General features: G+C 29.5%; 19 protein-coding genes and 1 other annotated feature. Of the genes, 12 read left to right on the forward strand and 7 right to left on the reverse strand.

What is annotated here, in order from left to right; genetic code table 11:
* Window positions 1-261 precede the first annotated feature (261 nt).
* From ACTNBA_RS04750 to ACTNBA_RS04770, 5 genes are all read left to right on the forward strand, one after another.
* Window positions 262-1,029, forward strand: a complete 768-nt coding sequence (locus tag ACTNBA_RS04750; protein WP_441072859.1) for an ABC transporter ATP-binding protein — start codon at window positions 262-264, stop codon at window positions 1,027-1,029.
* The gene (locus ACTNBA_RS04755; protein WP_414632080.1) at window positions 1,016-1,810 is read left to right on the forward strand and encodes an ABC transporter permease; all 795 of its coding nucleotides are present in this window, start codon (window positions 1,016-1,018) and stop codon (window positions 1,808-1,810) included. The genes ACTNBA_RS04750 and ACTNBA_RS04755 overlap by 14 nt, the downstream gene beginning before the upstream one ends.
* A 155-nt stretch (window positions 1,811-1,965) precedes the next feature.
* Window positions 1,966-2,874 carry a DMT family transporter gene (locus ACTNBA_RS04760; RefSeq protein WP_441072860.1) on the forward strand — a complete coding sequence of 303 codons (909 nt, stop codon included), beginning with the start codon at window positions 1,966-1,968 and terminating at the stop codon, window positions 2,872-2,874.
* Between the two features lie 36 nt (window positions 2,875-2,910).
* Window positions 2,911-3,852, forward strand: a complete 942-nt coding sequence (locus ACTNBA_RS04765; protein ID WP_441072861.1) for a C39 family peptidase — start codon at window positions 2,911-2,913, stop codon at window positions 3,850-3,852.
* Between the two features lie 234 nt (window positions 3,853-4,086).
* Window positions 4,087-4,791, forward strand: a complete 705-nt coding sequence (locus tag ACTNBA_RS04770) for a C39 family peptidase (protein ID WP_441072862.1) — start codon at window positions 4,087-4,089, stop codon at window positions 4,789-4,791.
* A gap of 68 nt (window positions 4,792-4,859) precedes the next feature.
* Here the strand turns inward: ACTNBA_RS04770 and ACTNBA_RS04775 are convergent, their stop codons facing one another.
* Window positions 4,860-6,533, reverse strand: coding sequence for a M4 family metallopeptidase (locus ACTNBA_RS04775; RefSeq protein WP_441072863.1), 1,674 nt, complete (start codon window positions 6,531-6,533; stop codon window positions 4,860-4,862).
* Window positions 6,534-6,885: 352 nt separating this feature from the next.
* Here ACTNBA_RS04775 and ACTNBA_RS04780 point away from each other — a divergent pair, with 352 nt between their 5' ends.
* Both ACTNBA_RS04780 and ACTNBA_RS04785 read left to right on the forward strand, forming a co-directional pair.
* On the forward strand, window positions 6,886-8,229 hold the full coding sequence (locus ACTNBA_RS04780; RefSeq protein WP_441072864.1) for a helix-turn-helix domain-containing protein: 1,344 nt from the start codon (window positions 6,886-6,888) through the stop codon (window positions 8,227-8,229).
* A 3-nt stretch (window positions 8,230-8,232) separates the two neighbouring features.
* Entirely contained in the window at window positions 8,233-8,364 is a 132-nt protein-coding gene (locus ACTNBA_RS04785; protein ID WP_441072865.1) for a hypothetical protein, read from the forward strand.
* A 142-nt stretch (window positions 8,365-8,506) separates the two neighbouring features.
* Here ACTNBA_RS04785 and thrS read toward each other — a convergent pair whose 3' ends face one another.
* Window positions 8,507-10,444: a threonine--tRNA ligase gene (gene thrS / locus ACTNBA_RS04790; RefSeq protein ID WP_441072866.1), complete on the reverse strand. Its 1,938-nt coding sequence runs from the start codon at window positions 10,442-10,444 to the stop codon at window positions 8,507-8,509.
* Window positions 10,445-10,678: 234 nt separating this feature from the next.
* Window positions 10,679-10,927 (reverse strand) — a binding site (T-box leader).
* A 257-nt stretch (window positions 10,928-11,184) separates the two neighbouring features.
* Between thrS and ACTNBA_RS04795 the strand changes: the two genes are divergently transcribed.
* Complete coding sequence (locus ACTNBA_RS04795) at window positions 11,185-12,531, forward strand: SH3 domain-containing protein (RefSeq protein WP_441072867.1); 1,347 nt, start codon at window positions 11,185-11,187, stop codon at window positions 12,529-12,531.
* A gap of 68 nt (window positions 12,532-12,599) precedes the next feature.
* Entirely contained in the window at window positions 12,600-13,160 is a 561-nt protein-coding gene (locus ACTNBA_RS04800; RefSeq protein ID WP_441072868.1) for a phosphatase PAP2 family protein, read from the forward strand.
* Window positions 13,161-13,298: 138 nt separating this feature from the next.
* Here the strand turns inward: ACTNBA_RS04800 and ACTNBA_RS04805 are convergent, their stop codons facing one another.
* Both ACTNBA_RS04805 and ACTNBA_RS04810 read right to left on the reverse strand, forming a co-directional pair.
* Complete coding sequence (locus ACTNBA_RS04805) at window positions 13,299-14,204, reverse strand: polysaccharide deacetylase family protein (protein WP_441072869.1); 906 nt, start codon at window positions 14,202-14,204, stop codon at window positions 13,299-13,301.
* 17 nt (window positions 14,205-14,221) lie between these two features.
* Window positions 14,222-14,494: a hypothetical protein gene (locus tag ACTNBA_RS04810; RefSeq protein WP_441072870.1), complete on the reverse strand. Its 273-nt coding sequence runs from the start codon at window positions 14,492-14,494 to the stop codon at window positions 14,222-14,224.
* Window positions 14,495-14,689: 195 nt separating this feature from the next.
* On the opposite strand from ACTNBA_RS04810, the gene ACTNBA_RS04815 reads away from it, so the two are divergent.
* Entirely contained in the window at window positions 14,690-16,069 is a 1,380-nt protein-coding gene (locus ACTNBA_RS04815) for a CCA tRNA nucleotidyltransferase (RefSeq protein ID WP_441072871.1), read from the forward strand.
* A 53-nt stretch (window positions 16,070-16,122) separates the two neighbouring features.
* On the opposite strand, the gene ACTNBA_RS04820 is transcribed toward ACTNBA_RS04815, so the two are convergent.
* From ACTNBA_RS04820 to atoD, 3 genes are read right to left on the reverse strand one after another with little or no spacing between them, the layout of a single operon-like run.
* On the reverse strand, window positions 16,123-16,425 hold the full coding sequence (locus tag ACTNBA_RS04820; RefSeq protein ID WP_441072872.1) for a late competence development ComFB family protein: 303 nt from the start codon (window positions 16,423-16,425) through the stop codon (window positions 16,123-16,125).
* A 60-nt stretch (window positions 16,426-16,485) separates the two neighbouring features.
* Entirely contained in the window at window positions 16,486-17,145 is a 660-nt protein-coding gene (locus tag ACTNBA_RS04825; protein ID WP_035135145.1) for a 3-oxoacid CoA-transferase subunit B, read from the reverse strand.
* 1 nt (window position 17,146) lies between these two features.
* Window positions 17,147-17,800 carry an acetate CoA-transferase subunit alpha gene (gene atoD, locus ACTNBA_RS04830; protein WP_035135146.1) on the reverse strand — a complete coding sequence of 218 codons (654 nt, stop codon included), beginning with the start codon at window positions 17,798-17,800 and terminating at the stop codon, window positions 17,147-17,149.
* A 557-nt stretch (window positions 17,801-18,357) separates the two neighbouring features.
* On the opposite strand from atoD, the gene addB reads away from it, so the two are divergent.
* Both addB and addA read left to right on the forward strand, forming a co-directional pair.
* On the forward strand, window positions 18,358-21,828 hold the full coding sequence (addB, locus tag ACTNBA_RS04835; RefSeq protein ID WP_441072873.1) for a helicase-exonuclease AddAB subunit AddB: 3,471 nt from the start codon (window positions 18,358-18,360) through the stop codon (window positions 21,826-21,828).
* Complete coding sequence (gene addA, locus ACTNBA_RS04840; RefSeq protein WP_441072874.1) at window positions 21,821-25,729, forward strand: helicase-exonuclease AddAB subunit AddA; 3,909 nt, start codon at window positions 21,821-21,823, stop codon at window positions 25,727-25,729. The genes addB and addA overlap by 8 nt, the downstream gene beginning before the upstream one ends.
* Window positions 25,730-25,756 lie beyond the last annotated feature (27 nt).

Genomic DNA, 25,756 nt, shown 5'->3' on the forward strand with positions numbered 1-25,756 from the left:
AAAAAATGATTTTTTTAGAATCATTAAAATCTATAAATTGTATATACAAATAAATAATTTTAAAGGAACATGTCTTTAGGATTTTAAAGGCATATTCCTTTTATTTATATATGGTATAAGTTTTATTATCAACATTTATTATAACCTCATATATTAGTACTATAAAATATTAAAGAACTTTAAAGCTAAGGATTATAAGTAATTATAGAAAAGAAATTAGAAAACTAAGAAGATAAAAAATAAAGATATGGAGATGGAGATATGAATAGAATACAGATAAAGAATGTTTACATGAATTATCATACACTATCTGCAGAGACTGTTGCTTTAAAAGATATTAACTTCACAGTAGACGGTGGAGAGTTCGTAAGTATAGTTGGACCTTCAGGATGCGGAAAATCCACACTTTTAAATATAGTATCTGGGCTTATTGAAGCTTCATCAGGAGATATATTAGTTGATGGACGTGTTCAAGAAGGGTACTCAGATAAAATTGGATACATGTTTCAAAAGGATCAACTTTTTGAGTGGTTAACGGTATTGCAGAATGTAAGTATAGGATTAAAAATTAAAAAAATGATGAATGATGATGCGAAAATAAAGTTAGAGAAATTATTAAAAAACTATAATCTATGGGAATTTAAGGACCATTATCCAAAACAGTTATCAGGCGGCATGAGGCAAAGAGTTGCTTTAATTAGAACCTTAGCTTTAGACCCAGAAGTTTTACTTTTAGATGAACCATTTTCAGCCCTAGATTATCAAACTAGACTCAATGTCAGTGATGAAATATATGAAATAATTAAAAATGAAGGTAAAACAGCCATTATGGTCACCCATGACATTTCAGAGGCTGTGTCTATGTCATCTAGAGTAATAGTGCTATCAAAAAGACCGGCGGTAATAAAGAAAATTATAAAGATAGAATTTGATGGAGAAAATCTAACTCCTTTAAAGTGTCGTGAACACAGTAAGTTTAGAGTATATTTTAATGATATATGGAAGGAGATGGATTATGATGATAAGTAAGGAACATGAAGAATATTTAAAGAAGGTAAAAAGAAACAGAAGAAAGATTATTTTTACTAGAATACTTATATTAGTTGCATTTTTTCTTCTTTGGGAAGTATTAGGCAATTTAAAGATTATTGACCCGTTTTTAACCAGTACACCATTAAGAATGTTTAAGAGTTTTATGAAGTTGTATAATGAGGGAGCTTTAATTAATCATATAACAATAACTTGTTTTGAAACTATAATTGGATTTACTTTAGGAACCTTTTTAGGGACTATAATTGCAATAATGTTGTGGTGGTCAGACTTTCTTTCCAATGTTTTAGATCCATATATTGTAGTCCTAAATGCACTTCCTAAAGTAGCTTTAGGACCTATAATAATATTCTGGGCAGGGAATGGAATGAAGGCAATTATAATCATGGCATTGTTAATCTCCATAATTTCTACAATAATAAGTATACTTTCAGGCTTTAGAGAAGTAGAAGAAGATAAAATAAAACTCTTAAAGACCTTTGGTGCGTCAAAGTTTAAAATTCTAACTAACTTAATCATTCCTGCTACCACACCAACTTTTATATCTGCACTAAAGATTAGTGTAGGACTTTCTTGGGTAGGAGTTATAATGGGAGAATTTTTAGTAGCAAAAAAAGGACTTGGTTTCTTAATAGTATATGGAGGACAAGTAGCACAATTAGATATGGTAATGATGAGTGTAGTTATTCTTTCAATAATTGCTTATTTAATGTATGAAGTAGTTCACTATTTTGAAAAAAAATATGCCACAAAGTTATAAAATAAAAAATAATCCATTACATTTATCAGATTTTAATAAGTGTAGTGGATTTATTATATAAATATAAGATACTAGAGTATAATAAATGTTTATATTAATAATAGAAATAGTACAAGATTATGATATAATTAAGCATGCAGATAGGGGGAAAAATTATGAAGACAAAAAAAGCATTAGCGTACATAACGTTAATAGGTGTAGTGGTAGCTTGGGGAATTTCTTTTGTTAGTATAAAAGTAGTATTAGATGCATTTTCACCTGTAGCAATGGCCTTTGTTAGGTTTTTTATTGCCACTGTAACACTTATTATAATAAAACAATTTACAAATAAGGAGAAAGTTAATAAAGAAGATTATGGAAGATTGGCTGTTAGTGGAATTTTTGCTATCACCTTATATTTCTTCTTTGAAAATAATGGTATATTAAGGGTGTCTGCTAATTCAGCATCCATAATAGTAGCTACTTTACCTGTAGCAGCAATAATAGCAGATAAAATATTTTATAAAACAAAGATATCTAGATTAAGTGTAATTAGTATTATAGTATCTATATTTGGAATTTATTTAGTTATAGGAAAAGATGTAGTAGGTGGGTCTTTATCAGGATATCTTTATATGTTTGGTAGTGTAATAGCATGGTGTGGGTATTTAATAATTACAAAACCTCTGTTTAAAAAATATTCTAATATAACCATTACAACCTATCAGTCTATTTTTGGTACACTAGCATTTATACCATTATTACCTTTTGAAACTATAAACTTCCAGATGATTAATGGTAATATAATTTTAAATCTTTTATTTTTAGCATTAATATGTTCTTCTTTTGGAAACTTTGGATATAATTTTGCTTTTAAGGAATTAGATGTAGGTATATCTACTTTATTCTTAAACCTATGTCCTGTAGTTACTTTTATATTTAGTTTCTTTATACTTGGAGAAACTTTGAGATTTAGTCAAATAATAGGTTCAATAATTATTATAGCAGCTGTATACATTGCAACTAAACCGCCTAAAGTACAATCAGAACTTGACGATAATATTAAAAAGGTGGATTTTAATTAATAGTCTATAGGAGTTGTATACTAGGGAGGGAGTACTATGAAAAAGCTTTTTGCATTGTTTATATTAGCACTTTCCTTTGTAGCATTAACAATTACATTTAACATATATATTTATGAAAGTAAAAAGGTTAGTGCTCTTCAAGATCATATGAGTTTTTTAGCTAGTAAGGGCAATGTTAGTTATATAAGTTCAGCGGAAGAAGCTAGGCTTGAGAAGGAAGAAAAGAGAAGGAAAAAAGAAGAAGAAAAGGTAGCAAAAGAAGAAGCTAAAAGAAAAGCTAAGGAAGAAGCAGAAGCTAAAAAAGCTGAAGAAAAGCGATTAAAAGAAGAAGAGCTTCAGAGAAAGAAAGATGAATTAGAAAAAGCATTAAATGCATCAAAGCAAATAAATCTAGATGTAGCTATAATTAATCAGTTGCCAGAATATAAAAATGGATGTGAGGCAACATCTTTAACTATGATGCTAAATTATGCAGGAGTTAACGTTAGTAAGGATTCTGTAATTGGAAAGGTCAAGAGGGACTTAACTCCAATTAAATATGACTCAAAAGGCGGTATAATAGAATGGGGAAACCCAAAGAAGGGGTTTGTTGGAGATATAACAGGTAAAACGCCTGGATATTCTATAGATCCTGTGGCTCTTGCACCAGTAATAAATGAATACTTACCAGATAAAGCGCTAGATTTGACAGGCTGTGATTATGGTGAGTTGGAAAATGTACTATCAAGTGGAAGACCAATTGTAGTATGGATAACATCTACTTTTAAAGAACCGAAAGTCTCTCATACTTGGACCAGTAATGGAGCGGTTATAAATTCTTATTTTACTCAACATGCAGTATTAATCACAGGTATGGATGAGGATTCAATATATTATAATGATCCTTTAACTGGAGTTAAAAATGCAAAGGTTGATAAAAGCACATTTAAGTCAGTATGGACAAAGATGGGTAAAAAGGCATTATCCTATTATAAATAAAAAAATAAAAATAAGATAAAAGTGGTTTTGATTTAATATGTATTTAAATTAAAACCATTTTTTCATTAAGAAATTTATGGAATATAATCATATAATTAAGTGGATGAATTAATTTATAAAGGGCAAAATATAAGTGGACAAGAGTTATATGACTAAAAATAATATAAAGACAGTAAAAAGTAGAAAGTAGTTTTTAGAATTATATATAGTAAACAAATACAAGGAGGAAAAACCATGAAAAAATTTTTAAAACTACTTATGATGATGCTTTTTTTATTTGTATTAATGCTGGCGAAAAATATATATAAAAATAATACAGCTAGTGCTATTACTGTATCAAAAAACATACTTTTAGATATACCTATGATTAAGCAGTTGCCAGAATACCATAATGGTTGTGAAGCTACATCTTTAACCATGATGTTAAATTATGCAGGAATAAAGGTGGATAAAGCAACAGTAATTTCAAAAATGAAAAAAGATACTACTCCAATAAAGCGTGATTCAACAGGGAAAATAGTAGAATGGGGAAATCCACAGATTGGTTTTGTAGGAGATATTACAGGGAAAAGTCCAGGGTATTCTATTGATCCAGTTGCATTAGCACCAATAATTGATTATTATTTGCCAGGAAAGACTTTAGATTTAACTGGATGTAGCTATGAGACTTTGGAGAATACAATGTTAAGTGGAAGACCGGTAGTTGTTTGGATAACTGTATATTTTAATAATCCAACTTTTCCACATAATTGGACGAGCAATGGAAAAGTTGTAAAAGCAGATTTTTCACAGCATTCAGTATTACTTACAGGTATGGATGAAAAATCATTATATTATAATGATCCATTATCAGGAGCAAAAAATTCAAAAATAGATAAGACAGTTTTCCAATCTGTTTGGACTAAGATGGGAAGAAAAGCTTTATCTTATAATAAGTAAAATAAAAAACTCTATATCTAATCATAATACTAGATATAGAGTTTAAATTTTTATAAATAGGAGTACTGCTAGTTACCTAGAATTCCAACTGATGTTAAAGCATTAGATACTGCTTGTACTTCAGTCGAATTTGCTCCATATAAGTCTGTTGCAGCTTGTATTAAACCAAGTCTTGCTTGAGAGAAGTTTGTAGTGGAGTTAAAATAAACAGTTAATGCTCTATAATATATATCAGCAGTTTTTTCACAGCCTATATTTTGAGCAACTAAATAAGCGGCTTTATTCGGAATCCCAGAGTTGATGTGAACTCCACCCCAGTCTCCAGATTGTGTGTTTGGTAGATTCTGATAATTATTCATGTGAGCAGGTTGATCATATAGTGTTGGATTTGCTAAGCTTCTTAACGCATCTCCTGATACTTTTGGAGTATAAATTTCATCTCCAACTACCCAATCAGAAGAATTGAATGTCCATTGACCGCCATTTGCAACATTGTACTTGTCATAGGTTTGTACTAAAACACCTAGAACGTCTGACATAGATTCGTTTAATGCTCCAGATTGGTTTTCATAAGCAAGGTCTGCAGAATTTGAAGTTACTCCATGAGTCATTTCGTGAGCAACTACATCAAGATCTCCTGATAATGGTGCAAAATAGGATCCATCGCCATCGCCATAAACCATTTTATATCCATTCCAAAAGGCATTATTATAACGGGAGCCATAGTGTACAACAGAAGTTAAGGACATACCTCTATTATCTAAACTATTTCTATTAAATAAATCTTTATAAAAATCATATACAACTTCTGCATAGCTATGGGCGCTTACTGCAGCTTTATCAGAAACTGTAGTACTAGAACTTGTCATTAAAGTACCTGTTGTTGTAGTTCTATAGTTAGCTGTATAAGTGTTTATAGTTCCAGTCATAGGTTTGGTGGTATCTTTTAATTGATATGAGTTAGTTTTATTTTGGTATAAATTTAATTCTCTAGTAGTACCATTTACAGCAATGCCTGTACCAGTAACTGGACCAGCTTCTCTTATTAAACTTTCTGTTTTTATAATATCACCACTATAAACATCTACAAAGATTTCCCAGCTTTCCATTTCAGGAAGATCATAAGCAAGATTTATTTTATAAACTTCATAAGCATTTTTATCGTCGAAGTATATATAATTTTCAGCTCTGACTTCTTCTGTTAATTCAGTAAATGTCTTAGAAGCTTTAGCTATTTCTATAGCTTTATCTGCAGTAAGAGGTTTATTATTCTTTTTAGTTACTGAGGATATTCTATTTTCTAAAGTTCCTGTTAGCCCAGTAATAACACCATTTTTATCAAAGTGTGCAGTTATAGTTTTCCCATAAACTTTTTTTCCGTCAAAGGTTTGCTGAAGTTTTATATGGGTAAATCCTAAATCATCTTGTTCAGCAGTGATAAGAGAAAAGTTATTTTTAATATTTTTCATATTGAATAGTGACATGTTTTCATTTAAGAAATCAATAACACTACTAGAAGATGGATTAACAGTTTCCGATAGAACACCACTTATAAATAGTTTCATTCCATCTTTGTTGTCAATGTGAACTTTCTCCTTACCTTTGTTTAAATTTTTGAATTCCTTTAAGATATCTGCTTTATTTTTTGTAGGTTTTTCTAAGCCTTGTGCACTTACAGGTTGAAAAGTGAAGGTTGCAGCTAAAGCTACAGTTGCAAGAATTGAAATTAGTTTTTTGTTCATAAGATCATCCCCTTATTAATATTATACTTTTATTATATATTTTTGTATCAAAAATGCTATAAAAAGTTTAAGTCAAATTACTTTAACAGTTTACAGTGAAACAATGGATATTACATATTGTATCACGAAAAATGTAGTATCTTGTAAATAAATTTTTATTTTCATCTTAAAATTCTATGAATATATAAAAAAAGAATATATTTTTATGGAATAATATGTATTTGAGATGCATATTATATATAAATGTAGTATCCAATTTATTGTAGTATTAATTTAAAAATGATATGATTTAAGATGAAGTAGAAAATAATAAATCAAAACTTAGGTATAGAAGGGGTTTAATAAGAAGGCTATGGATAGAAGTGTGGAGTTTATAAGTGGAAATAAAAAAATAAAGTTATTAAGAAAACAACTAAGAATGACTCAGCAAGAATTTCAAGATTCTCATTTTACCAGAGGATATTTAGGTTTATTGGAAAATGGAAGAAGGAATATTACATTACAGGCATCAAAGATTATTACCGAAAAGTTTATGAAAAAAGCAAAAGAATTGAATATTGAATTAGAGCTAGAAGAAGATTATTTTTCAAGAAGTGTGGAAGAGGATGCCAACTTATATTGTGAAAAAATCCTTAAAAATGATTTATCCATAGATGAGTTAAACGAAATTATGAATATTGGAGAAGAGTATAACTTGAATTCAATTAAAGCCAAGGTATACAGAAGAAAGGGAGACCTTTATTTTGGAGAAAATCAATATCTAGAAGCCTATAAAAATTATTTTTATTCTATGGATATTTTAAGAGGCGAAGAGCTAAATAGTGAAATATGTTATGTTTATAATAGATTAGGGTACTCTAAATCACTACTTCTTGATTATGAAGAGGCTATTGTATATTTTAATAAAGCTATTTATAATGCAGAGATGTTTAAAGATGAAAAGGTTTTAAGGTATGCTACATATAATTTGTCAGTAGCATATAGCTGTATAAATAAATTTCATGAAGCTATAGATATTATAAATAAATTTATCAATAGGATTGAGTTTGAAAAAGAATTTTTAAATTATGTTTATGTGAATATATTAAAGGCTAACTGTTATGAAGGATTAAATGAAATAGATAATGCTATAACAATACTTCAGGAATTAATTGAAATAGTAAAGAAAAGAAATGATAAGGAAAGTACTAGATTATTAGGACTCATATATAACAATCTAGGTTCCTTATATAGACGAGAAGAAAAATTATCTAAGGCCTTGGATTACTATAATAAATCTCAACAAATTAGAAATAAGGTTGATAATAAAAATGTATCTCACACCTTAATTGAAAAAGCTAATATTTATGTTAGTAAAAAGCTTTATGACGAGGCTATAATGATAATAGAACTTGGTATTGAAAAAGCTAACGAATATAATGATTATGAGTATATATTTAAGGGTTATGAACTTCTTGAGCAAATTTACTGTGAATTAAATATGAAAGAAGAATTAGAAAAGGTTATAGAAGCTGCTATTGGGGTTTTGAAAAATACTAATAATTCAGATTTGAAGATAAAATATTATACTAAACTTCAAGAACTTTATTTTAAAAATAAAGAATATGAAAAGGCAGAAAGGTGCTTATATATGATACAAAGTTTATTGCAATCTGTTTCTTTCAATGATAAAATATGTATAAAGGAGGTGCTTTGATAAATGAGTAAGTTTTGTAAAAAGATGTGTGTATTAGGAGTTTTTGTTTTACTATGTGCAACAGTTATTGGTATTCCTAAAAATGGAGAACATCCACCATTCTTAGGAAGTATTAGCTCAAGTGAATTACTATAGTTTATAGTTAATGAAAGTGGCTATTTTAATATGGAGCTATCTATTTTAAAATAGCTCTTTTTACATATAGAATTAAAAATTAGTATAATAAAAGGACTGAGAATTTCTCAGTCCTTAGTTACATTAAAGTCTGTTTACTCTATTATCTTTCTTTACTCTCAATTTCTTTGACAATTCTTTCAATGAATTTATCTATAGAAATTGAACCCTCATCTCCGTTTTTACGGCTTCTTACTGCAACTTCTTTATTTTCAGCTTCTTTTTCTCCTACAACTAAGATATAAGGAGCTCTTTCATTACGTGCTTCTCTAATCTTATAACCAATTTTTTCTGCTCTGTAGTCAACTTCAACCCTAATATTATTTTTCTTAAGTTCAGCATAAACTTCATCAGCATAGTCATGATACTTCTCAGAGATTGGAAGTAGTTTAACTTGAACTGGTGCAAGCCATACTGGGAATGCTCCTGCATACTTTTCAATAAGAAGGGCAAGAGTTCTTTCATAGCAACCAATAGAAGTTCTATGAATAACATATGGATATTTTTCTTGACCATCCTTATCTACATAAGTCATTCCAAATCTTTCAGCAAGAGAGAAGTCTATTTGAGCTGTAATTATAGTGTCCTCTTTACCATGAACATTTTTAATCTGAAGATCAAGTTTAGGACCATAGAAGGCAGCTTCACCAACAGCTTCAGTATATTCAATTCCAAGATGATTTAAGATTTCTCTCATCTTATTTTGAACCGCATTCCAAGCTTCAGGTTCTCCAATATATTTTTCTTTATTATTTTCATCCCATAGAGATAATCTATAGCTAATATCTTCTCTAAGACCTAGAGTATCAAGCATATAGTTAATCAAGTCAACTACCCCTTTAAACTCATCTTCAAGTTGATCTGGTCTACATGCAAGGTGACCTTCAGAAATTGTAAATTGTCTTACACGAATTAATCCATGCATTTCTCCAGAAGATTCATTTCTAAATAATGTAGAAGTTTCAGCATATCTTAGAGGTAAGTCTCTATAACTTTTAGATTCAGCTTTATAAACTGTGAATTGGAATGGACAAGTCATAGGTCTTAATGCAAATACTTCATTATCCTTTTCTTCATTACCTAGTACAAACATTCCTTCTTTATAATGGTCCCAGTGTCCAGATATTTTATATAAATCACTTTTAGCCATTAATGGTGTTTTAGTTAAAAGGTAGCCTCTTTTTTGCTCTTCATCTTCAACCCATCTTTGAAGAAGTTGAACAATTCTAGCACCCTTAGGCATTAGAAGAGGTAGACCTTGACCTATTGGTTCAGAGGTAGTAAATAACTTTAGTTCTCTTCCAAGCTTATTGTGGTCACGTTTTTTAGCTTCTTCTACAGCTTCTAGGTATTCATCTAGTTCTGCTTTCTTTGTAAAGGCAGTTCCATAAATACGAGCAAGCATTTTATTTTTTTCGTTTCCTCTCCAATAAGCTCCTGCAAGTTTAGTTAACTTGAAAGCTTTCACTGGTTTTGTAGTCATTAAGTGAGGACCAGCACAAAGGTCAGTAAACTCACCTTGTTTATAGAAAGTTATGATTTCACCTTCTGGTAGATCTTCTATAAGTTCTATCTTATAAGGTTCATCTTGTTCCTTCATAAGTTTAATCGCTTCTTCTCTTGGAAGTTGAAAACATTCAATTGATAAATCTTCCTTAACTATTTTTTTCATTTCAGCTTCTATTTTATCTAAATCTTCGTTAGAAAATCCACCTTCAAGGTCGAAGTCATAGTAGAAGCCATTATCTATAGCGGGTCCTATAGCAAGTTTTGCTTCAGGAAATAGTCTTTTAACAGCTTGTGATAATATGTGAGCAGCTGTATGTCTAAAAGCTCTTCTACCTTCATCCTCATTAAAAGTTAAAATATTCAATTCACAATCCTCTTTAACTATATAACGAAGGTCTGCAGTTTTTCCATTTACTGTTCCAGCTGTAGCGACTCTAGCGAGTCCTTCAGAAATACTTTTTGCAATTTCAATAATACTCATTTCATTTTCTAATTCTTTAACTGATCCATCTTTTAAAGTAATTTTAATCATTTAAAAATCTCCCTTCTATATCTAATATTCTAGCCAAAAACTTTAAGTGAGAGTCCAAATCTTTGATTTGGTTCCTCGAACTTACTCCACCGAATGTATGTGAGATGGAGTTTCATATCGAGCAAAGCGAGAAAAGTAAATCTTTGATTTGGTCCTCGAATTTACTTCATCCAACCTATGTGAGGTGGAGTTTCATCTTATATAAAATAAAAAAACTCGTCACTTTTCATAAAGAAAAGGGACGAGGTATACCCGTGGTTCCACCCAAATTGTCCTTAAACTTATTAAAATTAGATTATAAAGATAACTAATTTAACAAATTGATATAAAGGACCACTTTAAAAACTATAACGTAGTTAACGGACTTTATTAGAGTCACTCAGAGGTGGTCTTCAACATGATTTATTTAAAAGCAATTTCAGCTACTGTGCTTTCTCTCTGTAAATAAAGTGACATATCTACTGTCCTCTTCATTGCGATAATATTATTAGTTATTATTCTATTATATCATAAATCTTAGGTTATGATGCAGAAATTATTAACTTTATTTTAGCATATATATGTTTAATGTCAACATAAATTGTTAAGTAAATAAAGAATAATAAGAAAGGATTACATTTAATTTATATTTATGTAAATTTATAATATGTTAGCGAAATAAATAGTATAATTATATTAAGGATTGCTTGAAATTAAGAAATATTTAAGTGGAAATATATAATTAGAGGTGAGGATATACTATGAATCGTAATACTAATCTAAATGTTATGGATGAAATGTACTATAGTGATTTATGGATAAAATTATGCAAGAGAAGTAAAGATATTATTCTCACTAAGGATGAAATAAAAAAGTACAATGCTGAAGGAATTAAAAAGGGATATATTTATGATATATTTAATGAACCCAATGAAGTAGCTAAAGAATATGTAGTTACTATGATAAATTGTGTAAGTAAGATTCCGGAAGGTGATAGATACAAGAATGGTAGTAAAGTAAACAAGGAATATTATGATAAACTTATTGATGATATGAATTTAAAAGAAATAAAGGACAAGATTTCTATAGAATATGGATTGGTGGTAAAGAGGGGAAGTATAAGAACATTTCCTACTAGTGATAGAGTATTTAAGGGGGATAAAGAATATGATTTAGACAGATTTATGGAAAGTGCTATATATGCAGCGGAACCTTGTATTATATATGCTTTTAGTAAAGATGGAAAATGGTGTTTTTGCAAAACTTATAATTATTTAGGATGGATTAAAAAAGAGAATATAGCTTTTGGAAGTAAAAAAGAAATAGAAGAATATTGTAAATGCAAAGATTTCATTGTAGTTACAGGTAAAAAGATAAATCTCGGTTATAATCCTTTTATAAAGGCATTAAGAAATTTAGATATTGATATGGGAGTAAAACTACCTATAGAAACTAATTTGAGCAAGGAAGAATTAATTTATGATATGTATAGTGAAGGTAATTATGTAGTTAAGTATCCACTAAGAGAAAGTAATGGTGAATTAAAGTTTACTAATATTTTAATTCCATACAATGAAGATGTTCATAGAGGATATTTAAAATGTAACAGAAGTAATATATTAAAACAAATATTTAAATTCCAAGGAGAAAGGTATGGGTGGGGTGGAGAATTCAATGGAAGAGATTGTTCTTCCCTTATCATAGATACCTTTAGAAGTTTTGGAATACAATTTCCAAGAAATAGTGGTGATCAATTAAAAAAATCAGTTGGGAAAACATTGCTTGTTCATAAAGAAATGACTTATCATGAAAGATTGAAAATGTTAGATAGCTTGAAACCTGGAACCCTTATATTTTTAAATGGGCATGTAGCTATGTTCATAGGGAATTATAAAAATAGTCATTATATAATTCACGATGTAATAGGAGTATTTGTAAATAAAAAGGATTATGAAAAGAAAAATAAAGGGCAGAAGGAACAGGTTAATGAAGAAAAGATATACTTAGGAATAAAGGGTGTAACAGTATCTGAATTAAAAGAGATATACACCTCTAGTGGAAAACCATATATTGAAGAGATTATTGGAATTAAGGACATATTCAATTAAAGTTAGAAGCAAGTAATAGTAATAAAAAACAAAATATAGAAAAGATTATTTAAGAAAGGGATAAACTAATGAATCAATGGCTATACGGAATAGATAAGGGAATAACTGATGCTATACATTTTGGGTTACAGAATAAAATTTTTGATACTATAATGCCATTCATAACAAGGCTGGGAGATGCAGGGTTTATATGGATAGCAATTAGCATTATTCTTATATGCACTAAAAAATATAGAAAAGTAGGAATAACAAGTTTACTAGCAATATCTATAGGTACAATTTTAACAGAGGGAGTAATAAAGCATTTAGTGGAGAGAGTAAGACCAATTATTGCATATCCTATAGATAATCCTCTAATAAAACTGCCTATTAGTTTTTCTTTTCCATCAGGGCATACTGCATCTTCTATAGCTGTAGCATATGTACTTTCCACATATATTAAGAGATATAAGTTTTATTTCATATCTTTGGCAATCTTAATAGGTTTTTCTAGAATATATTTGTATGTTCATTATTTTTCTGATGTATTAGGTGGAGCAGTAGTTGGACTTGTAAGTGGAATTCTAGCTGTGTATATAATGGGGAAAATTAATAAGCGAAAAGAAAAAAATTGGAATATTAGCATATAAAATAACTAAAGGGGTGTCTCAAAATAAGCTAAATTTTATTAAAGTACAAGCTCAATACTTAGTAAGATTTAGTGAATTATTTTGAAACAACCCTTATAAACAGACTTTGTAATTGGGTAAAGTTATAAAATTCAATTGTTAATTTATAAAACGAATATCAGCTGAATTGTGATTTAAAGGTCTAAATACATATCCTTGAGCTTTTAAACCTTCAAGAATTTTTGGCATTGCATCTAATGTGGTATATTTGAAGTTTGTATCATGCATTAATATATTAGCTGTATTAACGTTAGAGCTACCATCAAGAACACTTTTTATTATACTTTTTTCATCCAATGTTACCTTAGTAGCATCTGAAGAATCAACATTCCAGTCAAAATAGGTGTACCCACGGTCTTTTAGGGCTTTAAAAATACAATTAGGCATATTTTTATGTTCACTCATATATCCTGTATTTGAACCACCTGGGAATCGTAAAATTTTAGAGGGTTCTTTACCGGTTATTTCTTTTAGCTTATTATCAAGAGCTTCCACATCACTAATAAAGGCCTTAGTAGATGAATAAATCTTTTGATAATTATGACTATATGTATGGTTAGCAAGAACATGTCCACGATTAACGATTTCTCTATAAATATCATCAAAGCCTTCTTTGTATATTACAAAAAAAGTCGCTTTAGCATTGTATTTGTCAAGTACATCTAACAGTTCCAAGGTATTAGATGAAGGACCATCGTCAAAGGTTAAATGAGCAATCTTTTTTTGTGACATTGCCTTATCATATGTGGATTGTTTTTCACTTAGTTCTTTTTCTAACTTAACATTTTCTGCAAGTATAGAGTTGTTAGACGATGATAAAGAATCGATTTCTTTTAATAGATTACTTTGCTTACTAGAAGCTACAAACATTTTTGTTGTTGCTAATATTGATATAAAAAAACATAAACATAAAGCTGATAAGGATATAATACTTAATATAGAGGGTTTCTTTCTTCTTTTTCTAATATTCCCTTTTGATGATTCAAGATTAATATTGTAATTCATGATTTTAGCTCCTTATGTTAATTATTAAATTCAGCAAGTTCGTCAAGTAAGGCATCTAAATCTGAACTTGACTCTAGCAAGTTCTTATTTACTTTATGTAAATTAGCCTTTGTAGCTTTAAGGGATTCTATTTCAGTAGATAATTCATTATTTTTAAACTGGTATTCTTTCTCCTTTGAATTAGCAAAGACTGAAATTCCTATAAATATGAAGCAAAATATAGAAGCCATTACACAGAGTTTACCATGTGAGTTATTATTTTTTTTAGAATGAAATAAAGTATTTTTCATAAGAATCTCCTTTAATTAGTTATTATGTTTTATACTAATAATTATAAAGGATATATTATGTATAATCATTACGAAATAGTAACAATTTGAAAATTTTTTTGTTGTTTTTTATATTTTAAATTTAATTGTAAACAGTTTTGTGGTAGAAATTACATTGTAAAATTAAATAGGTGTATTTAAGGAGAAGGTATAAGTATGTATATTAACATGCCAAGGTATATAGAGAATTGTATTAATGACATAGAAAGAAATGGCTTTGAAGCTTACATAGTAGGTGGGTGTGTAAGAGATAGTATTATAGGTAAAAAGCCTAATGACTGGGACATATGTACCTCAGCAACTCCAAAGGAAATAAAGGAAATATTTATAGATAAAAAAACTATAGATGTAGGAATTGAACATGGAACAGTGGTAGTATTAATGGAAAATGAAGCAGTAGAAATAACTACATTTAGAGTAGATGGGAATTATTCCGATGGGAGAAGACCAGATAGAGTAGAATTTACTTCAAAACTTATAGATGATTTAGGAAGAAGAGATTTTACTATAAATGCTATAGCTTATAATCATAAAATAGGAATAATAGATTATTTTAATGGAATTAAGGATATAGAAAATAAGGTTATAAGGTGTGTAGGAGAACCAAATAAAAGATTTAAAGAAGACTCATTAAGGACAATGCGAGGATTAAGATTTATGGCACAGTTAAACTACAAAATAGAAAAAGAAACTCTAATTGCCATAGAGAATAACAAGGAGCTTCTTAAGAAAATTTCTAGGGAGAGAATAATTGTAGAGTTAAATAAGCTAATACTATCTGATTACCCTGGTGATGGAATTAAATATATGCTTAGTATGGGAATTATGCCTATATTAGTACCTTATCTATATAAAGATAAAGAAAAATATATTTATGATTTCTTTAAGGTAAAAGAATGTATTAAGGTTATAGAGGGATGTCCTAAAAAACTTTATGTGAGATTAACTGTATTTTTGTACTATATATTAAAAAGTAATAAAGATGAAAATAGTATAAGAATTGATTATAAAGAGAATACATCTAAGTTAATACCTAAACAAGACATAAAGATAAGCATTAAATGTAAAGAAATTCTTAAAGAACTTCATTATGATAATAGGACAATAAAGAATGTAAGTACACTTATAGCATATTATGATACTCCAATTTATGAAGATAAAGCATATCTTAAAAGGCTATTACAAGGAACAGGATTAGATGTATTAGGAGAATTAATAATTGTAAAAGATATAACGAAAACATTTTTAAAAGAAGAAAACTTAGAAATGATAACTCAATTCAATTTAAATAAGACGAGAATAGAATTAATTGTAGATGAAATTATGAAAAATGAAGAAGTCTATAGGAAGACTGACTTGAAAATTACAGGAAAAGATTTAATAAATTTAGGGGTAAAAGAAGGCATAGTAATAGGAAAAATATTAGATGAATTATTAGAAATGGTTATTAAAGATCCTAAATATAATAATAAAGAAAAGCTAACTATATATGTAAAAGAAATATATGAAAAGTATAAAAGCAATGAAAATAAATAAAAAAATAAGACCGCTATGATTTAATCAATTAGTTAATCATAGGGTCTCTTACCTTATCTATATTCATGGTGTTTAGGATTTGCTGAAACTTTTTCTACAGCTCTAATAACTTGAGCAGTTATAGAAATTTCTTCTTGCTTGTCAATTTCATTTAAAGCAGTAGTATAAATTTTACCTTCTTCACTAACCACATACTTGGGTTTTATAGAATTTAGGGCAAGAGCAGACATATCATCAAGGCACTTTTGACAAGTACAAATATTAGGATAATCTTTAAGCACACTTTTTAAAACATGTTCAACTTGATCTTCTGCATAATTTTTGTAAGGTGGCATAAAAAAATTCCTTTCTAACATAAGTCTATTGGTAATTATTTTTAATTACCAATAGACTTTAATTAATTATTTTAAATAAAATTATAATTCCATTTTCTTAACGTTTTCTGGGATTATAAGATCTGCAAGTGTTGCATTTTTTACATCTTCAATAGTAGCTTCTGGTCCAAGTTCCTTAAGAACAAGACCTTCTGAAGTTACTTCAAGAACTGCCATTTCAGTAATAATTAAGTTTACTTGATGAGCAGCAGTTAAAGGAAGTGTACATTTCTTTAATATTTTTGGATTACCTTTAGCTGTATGTTCCATAGCTACTATAACTTTTTTAGCTCCAACAACTAGGTCCATAGCTCCGCCCATTCCAGGAACCATTTTACCAGGAATCATCCAGTTTGCAAGGTTTCCTTCTTGGTCAACTTCTAAAGCTCCAAGTACAGTAGCAGCAACATGACCGCCTCTGATTATTCCGAAAGATACAGAAGAATCAAAGAATGCAGCTCCAGGGATAACAGTAACATGTTGTCCGCCAGCATTTACTAGGTCTTTTTGCTCTTCTCCAGGAGCAGGAGCAGCACCAATTCCTATGAATCCATTTTCAGATTGTAATGTTACATCTATGCCTTCTGGTATATAGTTAGCTACCATTGTTGGAAGACCTATACCTAGATTAACTACGTCTCCATCGTTAAGTTCTTTTGCAACTCTTTTAGCAATGACTTCTCTTATCATGTTCTTATCCATGTTAGTTCTCCCCCTTTACTATATAATCAACAAAGATATATGGTGTCATAACTACGTTTGGATCTATATCTCCAACTTCTACAAGCTCTTCAGCTTGAACGATTACAGTATCTGCAGCAGTAGCTATTAAAGGATTGAAGTTTCTTGTTGCTTGATTGTAGTATACGTTTCCTTTTTTATCAACCTTTGAACCGAATAAAAGAGCAACATCTGCTTTAAGAGGTTTTTCAAGAATGTATTCTTGTCCATCAACAGTAATAACTTCTTTACCGTCTTGTACAATTGTTCCAAGGCCAGTTGGAGTTAAGAATCCACCAAGACCAGCTCCGCCACATCTGATTCTTTCAGCAAGTGTTCCTTGAGGTGATAATTCTACTTCCATTTCTCCAGAATTCATTTGGTTTCCAGTTTCTTTGTTTGTACCAATATGTGATGCAATAGTTTTCTTAACTTGTTTGTTAACTATTAACTTACCAATACCTCTATCTGGAAATCCAGTATCGTTTGCTATGATAGTTAAATCTTTAACGCCTTTTTTAACTAAAGCATCTATAATAGCTTCTGGAGTACCTACAGCTAAAAATCCACCTATCATAACAGTCATTCCATCTTGAATTTTAGCAACTGCTTCATCAATTGAAATAAGTTTATTCATATGTTTAACCCTCCATAAATAAAAAATTTTCTTCCATACTAGTTTACCCCTAATTTAAATATTTTGCAATGTATAAAGGCTGATTAAATTTTTAATTAAAAAACTAATGAAATTATTTATTTTAAATTATTAAGGTCTAATTTTGTTAAATATTACACGAAATACTTAAAACTATATTTTCTTCATTTAATATATTTATCGATATAAATAGGTATATATGGAAATATTTATATAGATAAATATAAAACTAGTTACCTAGGAAACTATATAAATATATAAATAGTTAACTAGTTGTTCTCGCCACAAGGGTTTCAGGGATTTTGATATTTTAAAAGTGGGGGAAAGGCTGTATTAAAATAGAAAGAATTAATGGATTTATTTTTTGATTTAGTTAGAGTAATGGGTAAGTATAGAGATGTTTAGATACTTATAAATAAGCTAATGATATTAAATAATAATTATTGGCTTATGTTATAATTAGGTAATAATAAAGGAAGAAAGACACTATAAGAAATTGTGAAAAATATAAATAAATTTAAAAGTTAGGAAGTGAGATTTTGGGAATTAGATTTATTTACGGTAGAGCAGGCACAGGTAAGAGTTATACCTGTATTGAAGAAATCTATGAAAAATCCTTTGATAATAAAACTCCATTAATATTAATAGTTCCAGAGCAGTTATCCTTTAGAGCAGAGAAGGCTCTCATTGAGAGGATTGGTGCCACTGGAATAAATAATGTACATCTTTTAAGTTTTAAAAGATTAGCTTTTACTATTTTTAATGAAGTTGGTGGAGTAACTCATAAGTACATGAATGATACAGGAAAAGCAATAATTGTAGGAAGAGCTATAGATGAGGCAAAAGATAAACTTAGCATATTTAAACAAGCTACAAAACAAAAGGGTTTTATAGATAAAATCATAGGAGTACTTACCGAATTTAAAAGACATAAAATTACTCCACAGACTCTTAAAGATTTAAAGGAAAATGTGGATGAAAGTTCACTACTAGTGGATAAGTTAAGTGATATTGAAGCAATTTATTCAAAGTTTCAAGATAAACTTAGTGAAGGATATTTTGATCCTGAAGATAATTTAACTATTTTAAAAGAAAAGATTGAAGAAAGTAGGTTTTTAAAGGGAGCAGAAGTGTGGATAGATGAATTTAGTGGCTTCACTCCTCAGCAATATGACATCATAGGAAAACTTTTAAGAGCTTGTGCCAATGTCAATATAACAATACCCTATGGTGGGGATGAGGTCAAAGATAAAAATGAGGATACTAATCCTTTTTATCCAATTTATACTACAGAAGAAAAGCTTACAAAACTTGCACAAGATTATGGATACTATCCTAAAAATAATCTTCATTTACACATTGGACATAGATTTAAAGAAAGTGAGGAATTGTCCTTCTTAGAGGAAAACTACTTTAATAATATGGGGAAAGCATTAAAAGTTCCTACAAAAAATATAAGTATATTTAAAGCTCAGAATCCCTATGGAGAAGTAGAGTATGTAGCCAAGGAAATCTTGAAATTAGTTAGAGAGAAGGACTTTAGATATAAGGACATTATAGTTATAAGTAGAGATTTGGAAAATTATAAGGATATAGTTAGGGTAATATTTGAAGAATATGAGATTCCATTTTTTATTGATGATAAGGAAGATATAGCTTCAAATCCATTGGTTGTATATATAACTTCACTTTTAAACATATTTTCTAAAGGATTTAGAGATAATTCCATAGTTAATTATTTTAAAAGTGGTTTTGCAAATTTATCACCATCAGAAGTAGATTTACTAGAGAATTATGTTTTAGAGTATGGCATTAAAACTAGGAAAAAGTGGATAGATGGTAATGAGGAGTATTGGAGAGAGAGTTCTAAGTATGAGAATATAATAGAAATAAAAAATAAAGGAATAGAACCTCTCATTAAATTAGAGGAGAAATTAAAGGGTAAACATAAGGTTAAAGATATTTGCTCAAGTATTTATAAATTCTTAGTTGATAATAGAGTTTATGAAAATGTCAATGAATATATAGAGAAATTTAAGAGAGATAATAATCTTTTATTAGTGGATGAGTATAGTAGTATCTGGAATATGCTTATTGAGCTTTTAGATCAGTTTGTAGATATTCTTGGAGAAGAAGTGGTGACCATTGAAGAGTTTAATAATATCCTATCTATGGGCATATCCCATAATAAAATGGGGTTAATTCCAACATCTATGGATCAAGTAGTAGTAGGAAGTGCTGAGAGAATAAAGGCTCAAGAGGTAAAGGTAGCTATAGTTGTTGGTGTAAATGATGGGGTACTTCCAAGGATTACAGGTGATGAAGGTCTATTTAATGATAATGATAGAATAGTGTTTAAAAATAATAATATAAGTGTGGCAGATAATAGTTTTGAACTAGCCTTTGGAGAACAATATTTAATATACAATTTGCTAAGTATTGCAAGTAATCTATTATATATTACTTATCCAATTGCTGATTTAGAAGGAAAGACTAAGAGATATTCCATGGTGATTCCAAGGCTAAAAGCCCTATTTCCTAATGTTTTGGAGAATACAGATATATTAAAGGATGAAGTTGGAGAAGATGAAAAAGGCATAGTAGGAAAGACTCCTACCTTTAATAATTTAATAAAAAAGCTCCATGAATATATAGAGAAAGATGAGATAACAGACCTTTGGAAGGAGATATATAGATATTATTATCAGGAGCCAGAATATAGAGAAAAACTTCTCAAGGTAATAAGTGGCTTTACCTATAAAAATCATATAGAAGCCATAAGTAAAGATAAAATAAGGCAATTATATGGGAAAAGTCTCAGTGTATCTAAAATAGAAGCCTATGCAAATTGCTCCTTTGGCTATTTTGTAAAGTATGGTCTTAAAGCTAAGGAAAGAAAGATTTATACCTTTGCACCCCTGGATTTTGGAAATCTAATTCATGAAGGCCTTGAAAAGTTTTCTAAAAGAGTAGAGAAAGAAAAAGCGGTGTGGGGAACTTTAGATAAAGAATTTTGTGAAAGAGTTATAAGTGATGTTATATCAGAGCTTATAAATTCTGAGGAACATAGAATATTAAAAAGTTCTAAGAGATATGAATATATAGCTACAAGGGTAAAAAGAATTTTATATAGAATGGTGTTAATCATTAATGAGCAGATGGAAAGGGGAACTTTTCAGCCTATGGGCTATGAAATTTCCTTTGGCTTTGAAAAAGATGATTATTATCCACCAATACCAATAACTTTATCCACAGGAGAAGTAGTAAAGTTACAAGGAAAGATTGATAGAGTGGATAAAACCTCAATAGATGGGGTTAATTATTATAGAGTTGTGGATTATAAAACAGGAAAAATAGACTTAGATATAAATGATGTATATAATGGATTAAAAATTCAATTACTAACTTATTTAGATGCAATTTTAACCCTTGAACAAGAAAAAATGTCTAAAAAACCAGTGGTATCAGAAGGAAAAGGAAGAACAATGCCAGGAGCTATGGTATATCTTTCTGTGGATGATCCAATAATGGATGGGTCTAAAAAACTTACCATGGAGAATTTAGAAGAGGAAGTATTAAAGGCGTTAAAAATGAAGGGAATCGTCATAAGAGATTTAAAGGTGATTAAGGAAATGGATAAAACCATAGAAAAAGGAGGAACCTCTTCCATAATTCCTGTAGCTTTAAATAAACCCAAAAAGGGTAGTGATGAAGCCGAATTTTCAAAGAATAATAGCTCAGTGATAACCTATGAAGGTTTTAATGTGCTAAGAAGTCACATGAAGGAAAAGGTTAGAGAAATCTGTGAAGATATGTTAGAGGGAATTATAGAAGTAACTCCATGTAAAAACGGAAAAAGCTATTACTGTGAATTTTGTGAGTTTTCTTCTATATGTCAGTTTGATGAAACCATGGGAATTAATAATTTTAAAGTAATGCCTAGAAGAAATAAAAAAGAACTTCTTCAGCAGCTTGAAATAGAAGGAAAAGGTGGTGAAGGTAATGAGTAGTGTTAAATGGACAGAGGATCAACAAAAGGCCATTGATATTAGATATAGAAACACATTAGTATCTGCAGCAGCAGGTTCTGGAAAAACTGCAGTTTTAGTTGAAAGAATTATAAAAATTATCACAGATAGAGATAATCCTGTGGATATTGATAAATTACTTATAGTAACCTTTACTAATGCAGCAGCGGCAGAGATGAGAGAACGTATAGGAGAAGCTATTAATAAAAGAATTAAAGAGGAGCCTAATAATAGAAACCTCCAAACTCAATTAATACTTCTTAATAAGGCGAGTATATCAACTCTTCACTCCTTTTGTTTAAACCTAATTAAAAATAACTTTCATCAACTAGATATAGAACCAAACTTTAGAGTTGGGGATACTACGGAGATAAATCTTTTAAAGGTAGAAGCCCTAGAAGAACTTATGGAAGGGAAATATATTGAAGGAAAAGAGGAATTTATAGAGCTAGTAGAGAGTTATTGTGATAATAAAAGTGATAGAGCTTTGGCAGAAATGGTGCTAAGATTATATAACTTTTCTATGAGTATGGGTGCTCCTGTCGCTTGGTTAAAAGCCAAAGCTGAAATTTTCAATGTGGGTGAAGATTTTTCCTTTGAAAAATTACCTTTTAAGGATGCCTTACTAAAGGAATTAAGAGAAGATATAATAAATGCTTTAGAGATAAATAATGAAGGGTTAGATTTTGTACTAAATAATCCTATTACTTATAAATATAAGGATACGTTTGAAAATGATGGAGAAATATTAGAGAGAACTTTAACAATAATTGAAGGTGAACTAAAGGAAGATAGACAATACATTGAAGAAACTGGTTTTGGAAGAATTCCAACTTTAACAAAGTTAACAGAGGAAGAGAAAGTAATACAAAAAAAAGCCAAGGATTTAAGAGATGCTGCTAAGGAAATATATGTGGAGGTAAAGAGTAAGATATTAAATGCTACTTCTGAGGAAAATATTAAAATTACTAAAAAACTTTATCCATTAATGAAGGAACTAACAAACCTAGTAATAGAATTTAAAGATATCTTTGATAAGAAAAAGAGAGAAAGAGGTATCATAGATTTCAATGACCAGGAACATTTTGCCCTTGAAATTTTAAGAGATAAGGAAGATAAAAATAAACCATCAAGCATTGCTTTGGAGCTTAAAGATAAATTTGAAGAAATACTAGTAGATGAATATCAAGATTCAAATAGTGTTCAGGAAGAAATAATCAATCTTATTTGTAGAACAGAAAAGGATACAAGAAACGTATTCATGGTTGGAGACTTAAAGCAAAGTATATATAGGTTTAGAATGGCAAAGCCCGAGCTATTTAAAAATAAGAAGGAAACCTACACTAAAAATGGAGATGATTATAATGCTCTTATTACTCTCCATAAAAATTTTAGAAGTAGAAGAGAGGTTATAGACGGGATAAACTATATCTTTAATGCTGTTATGAGTGAGGATGTAGGGGAACTAGCCTATGATGAAAGTGAAGAGCTAAAGGTTGGAGCCAGTTATAAAGAGTTTTCAGGTGAAGGTAATATTGGTGGAGAGGTGGAATTTAACCTTATAAACCTTGATTATGAAGATGTTGAAGCTAATGAAAATAATGAAATAGAAGAAGAGCTTCAAGAACAAAGTGATATCACAAATAGTGAGGAAGAACTGGATAAAGAAGAACTAGATTCCATGCAGCTAGAGGCTAGATTCGTGGCAAAACGAATAAGAGAGTTAATGGAGCATCATGGGGGAAATTCGTTAAAGGTATATGATAAGAACTTAGATGATTATAGAAGAGCTACCTATAAGGATATGGTTATTCTTTTAAGGTCAAGTAATAAGCTTTCTCCTATATTTATAGAAGAATTCAAAAGAGTAGGAATTCCTCTTTTCTCAGAAGGGGGAGGGGGATATTTTGATACTCTTGAAGTAAAGACAGTTATAAGTGCTTTAGAAATTATAGATAATCCAATACAAGATATTCCTCTAATTGCTGTATTAAGGTCACCTATTGGTGGATTCACTACAGAAGAGTTAGCAGATATAAGAATTTCTAATAAAAATGTGAGTTTTTATCATGCCATGGTAGGCCTTTTAGATTATGAGAAAAAGGATTATGAAGATGAAAACCTTAGTGATACTTGGGAAGAAATCTATAATAATACTGCTCTAAAAATAAAAATAAAAACTTTCCTAGATAAAATAAATAACTGGAGATTAGAAAGTAAATATACCCCTATAAATCAGCTCATATGGGAAATTATAACGGATACAGGCTACTACGGTTATGTGGGAGCATTGCCTGGAGGAGAGCAAAGACAGGCTAACTTAAAAATTTTGTTTAAGAGAGCTAAGGATTTTGAAAGAACTAGCTATAGAGGATTATATAACTTTATAAACTTTATAAGTAATATAAAAACTAGTAGTGAAGATATGGGAAGTGCTAAAATCATAGGAGAAAATGAAGATGTAGTAAGAATCATGAGTATTCATAAAAGTAAGGGCTTAGAGTTTCCTATAGTATTTCTTTGCGGTCTTGGAAAGAGATTTAATGAAGGTGATTTAAAAGGCAAGATACTATTCCACCATGAATTAGGTTTTGGACCTACTTATATTGATTTAGATAATAGAGTTAGTTATAACACATCTCAAAGGGAGTTTATAAGCAAAAAAATTCAAGGGGAAAACAAGTCAGAAGAGATGAGACTTTTATATGTTGCCCTAACTAGAGCAAAGGAAAAATTAATCTTAGTTGGAAGTGGTAAGGCTCTAGATAAGAAAATTGAAAAATGGTCTGGGACAGGTATAGATGAAAATGGAAGTATAAAATCAACCTATGTAAAAAATCAAAAAAATTACCTGGATTGGATAGGAGCTTCTCTTATAAATCATAAAGCTGGAGAACCCCTAAGGCATTATAATGAAAATATTATAAATGAAGATTTCAAAGAAGATCATAGTAGGTTTAAGGTAGCTATATATCCTAGAGAAATTTTTGAAGAAATAGAGGATGCAGCCTTAGAAGAAGTGCCGGTAAAGGAAAAAATAAATAAACTTTTAGATAATGCTGATGAAAATATAAGTAAAGATTATTATAAAGTAATTAAAGAAAGATTAGAATTTACTTATAAATATGAGGAAGCAACAAAGCTGCCTACGGTAATAACTGTTACAGAGTTAAAAGAGCTTCACAATAATCTACCAGAAGCCAATAGAGAAAATAATCTATATATAGAAGGTGATGGTTTAGATGAAGATAATTATAAAACTATAACCTATGGAGATGAAGTAGAAGGACCGAGAAAGTTTAGGCCTCTAATGCAAACACCACTATTTCTTCAAGAAAAAAAAGGATTAACTCCATCAGAGGTGGGAACTGCTTATCACAATATAATGCAAAGATTAGACCTAAGTGGTGACCTTGCTAAAGATGACATTACAAGGCAAATTAATACCATGGTAGAGAAGGAGCTAATAACCTTTGAAGCAGCAAAATCAGTTAAGGTAGATAAAATTCTTAAGTTTTTACAGAGTAACATAGGAAAAAAAGTAATAGAAGCTTTTAAAGAAAACTCTTTAAAAAGAGAGCTGCCTTTTAGAGTGGAAATCAATGCTTCTACTATTTATCCTAATGTTAGTAAAGAAACTTACTTAGAAGAAAAGATGCTTTTAAGAGGAGTTATAGATTGTTACTTTGAAGAGGGAGAAGAAGGGATTATTTTAGACTATAAAACTGATTATGTAAAACCAGATAATATAGAAGAAATTAAAGAAAGATATAAAGTGCAATTAGATTATTATAGTAAAGCTATAAAAGATGCCTTTAAGAAAGAAAAAGTAAGGAAATACTTATACTTATTTTCACTAGATAAAGAAGTTGAAGTAGAATAAAGTAAGATAGTTTTTAATACTAGATAT

Source organism: Clostridium sulfidigenes, from assembly GCF_052067195.1.
Taxonomy (GTDB): Bacteria; Bacillota; Clostridia; order Clostridiales; family Clostridiaceae; genus Clostridium_J; species Clostridium_J sulfidigenes.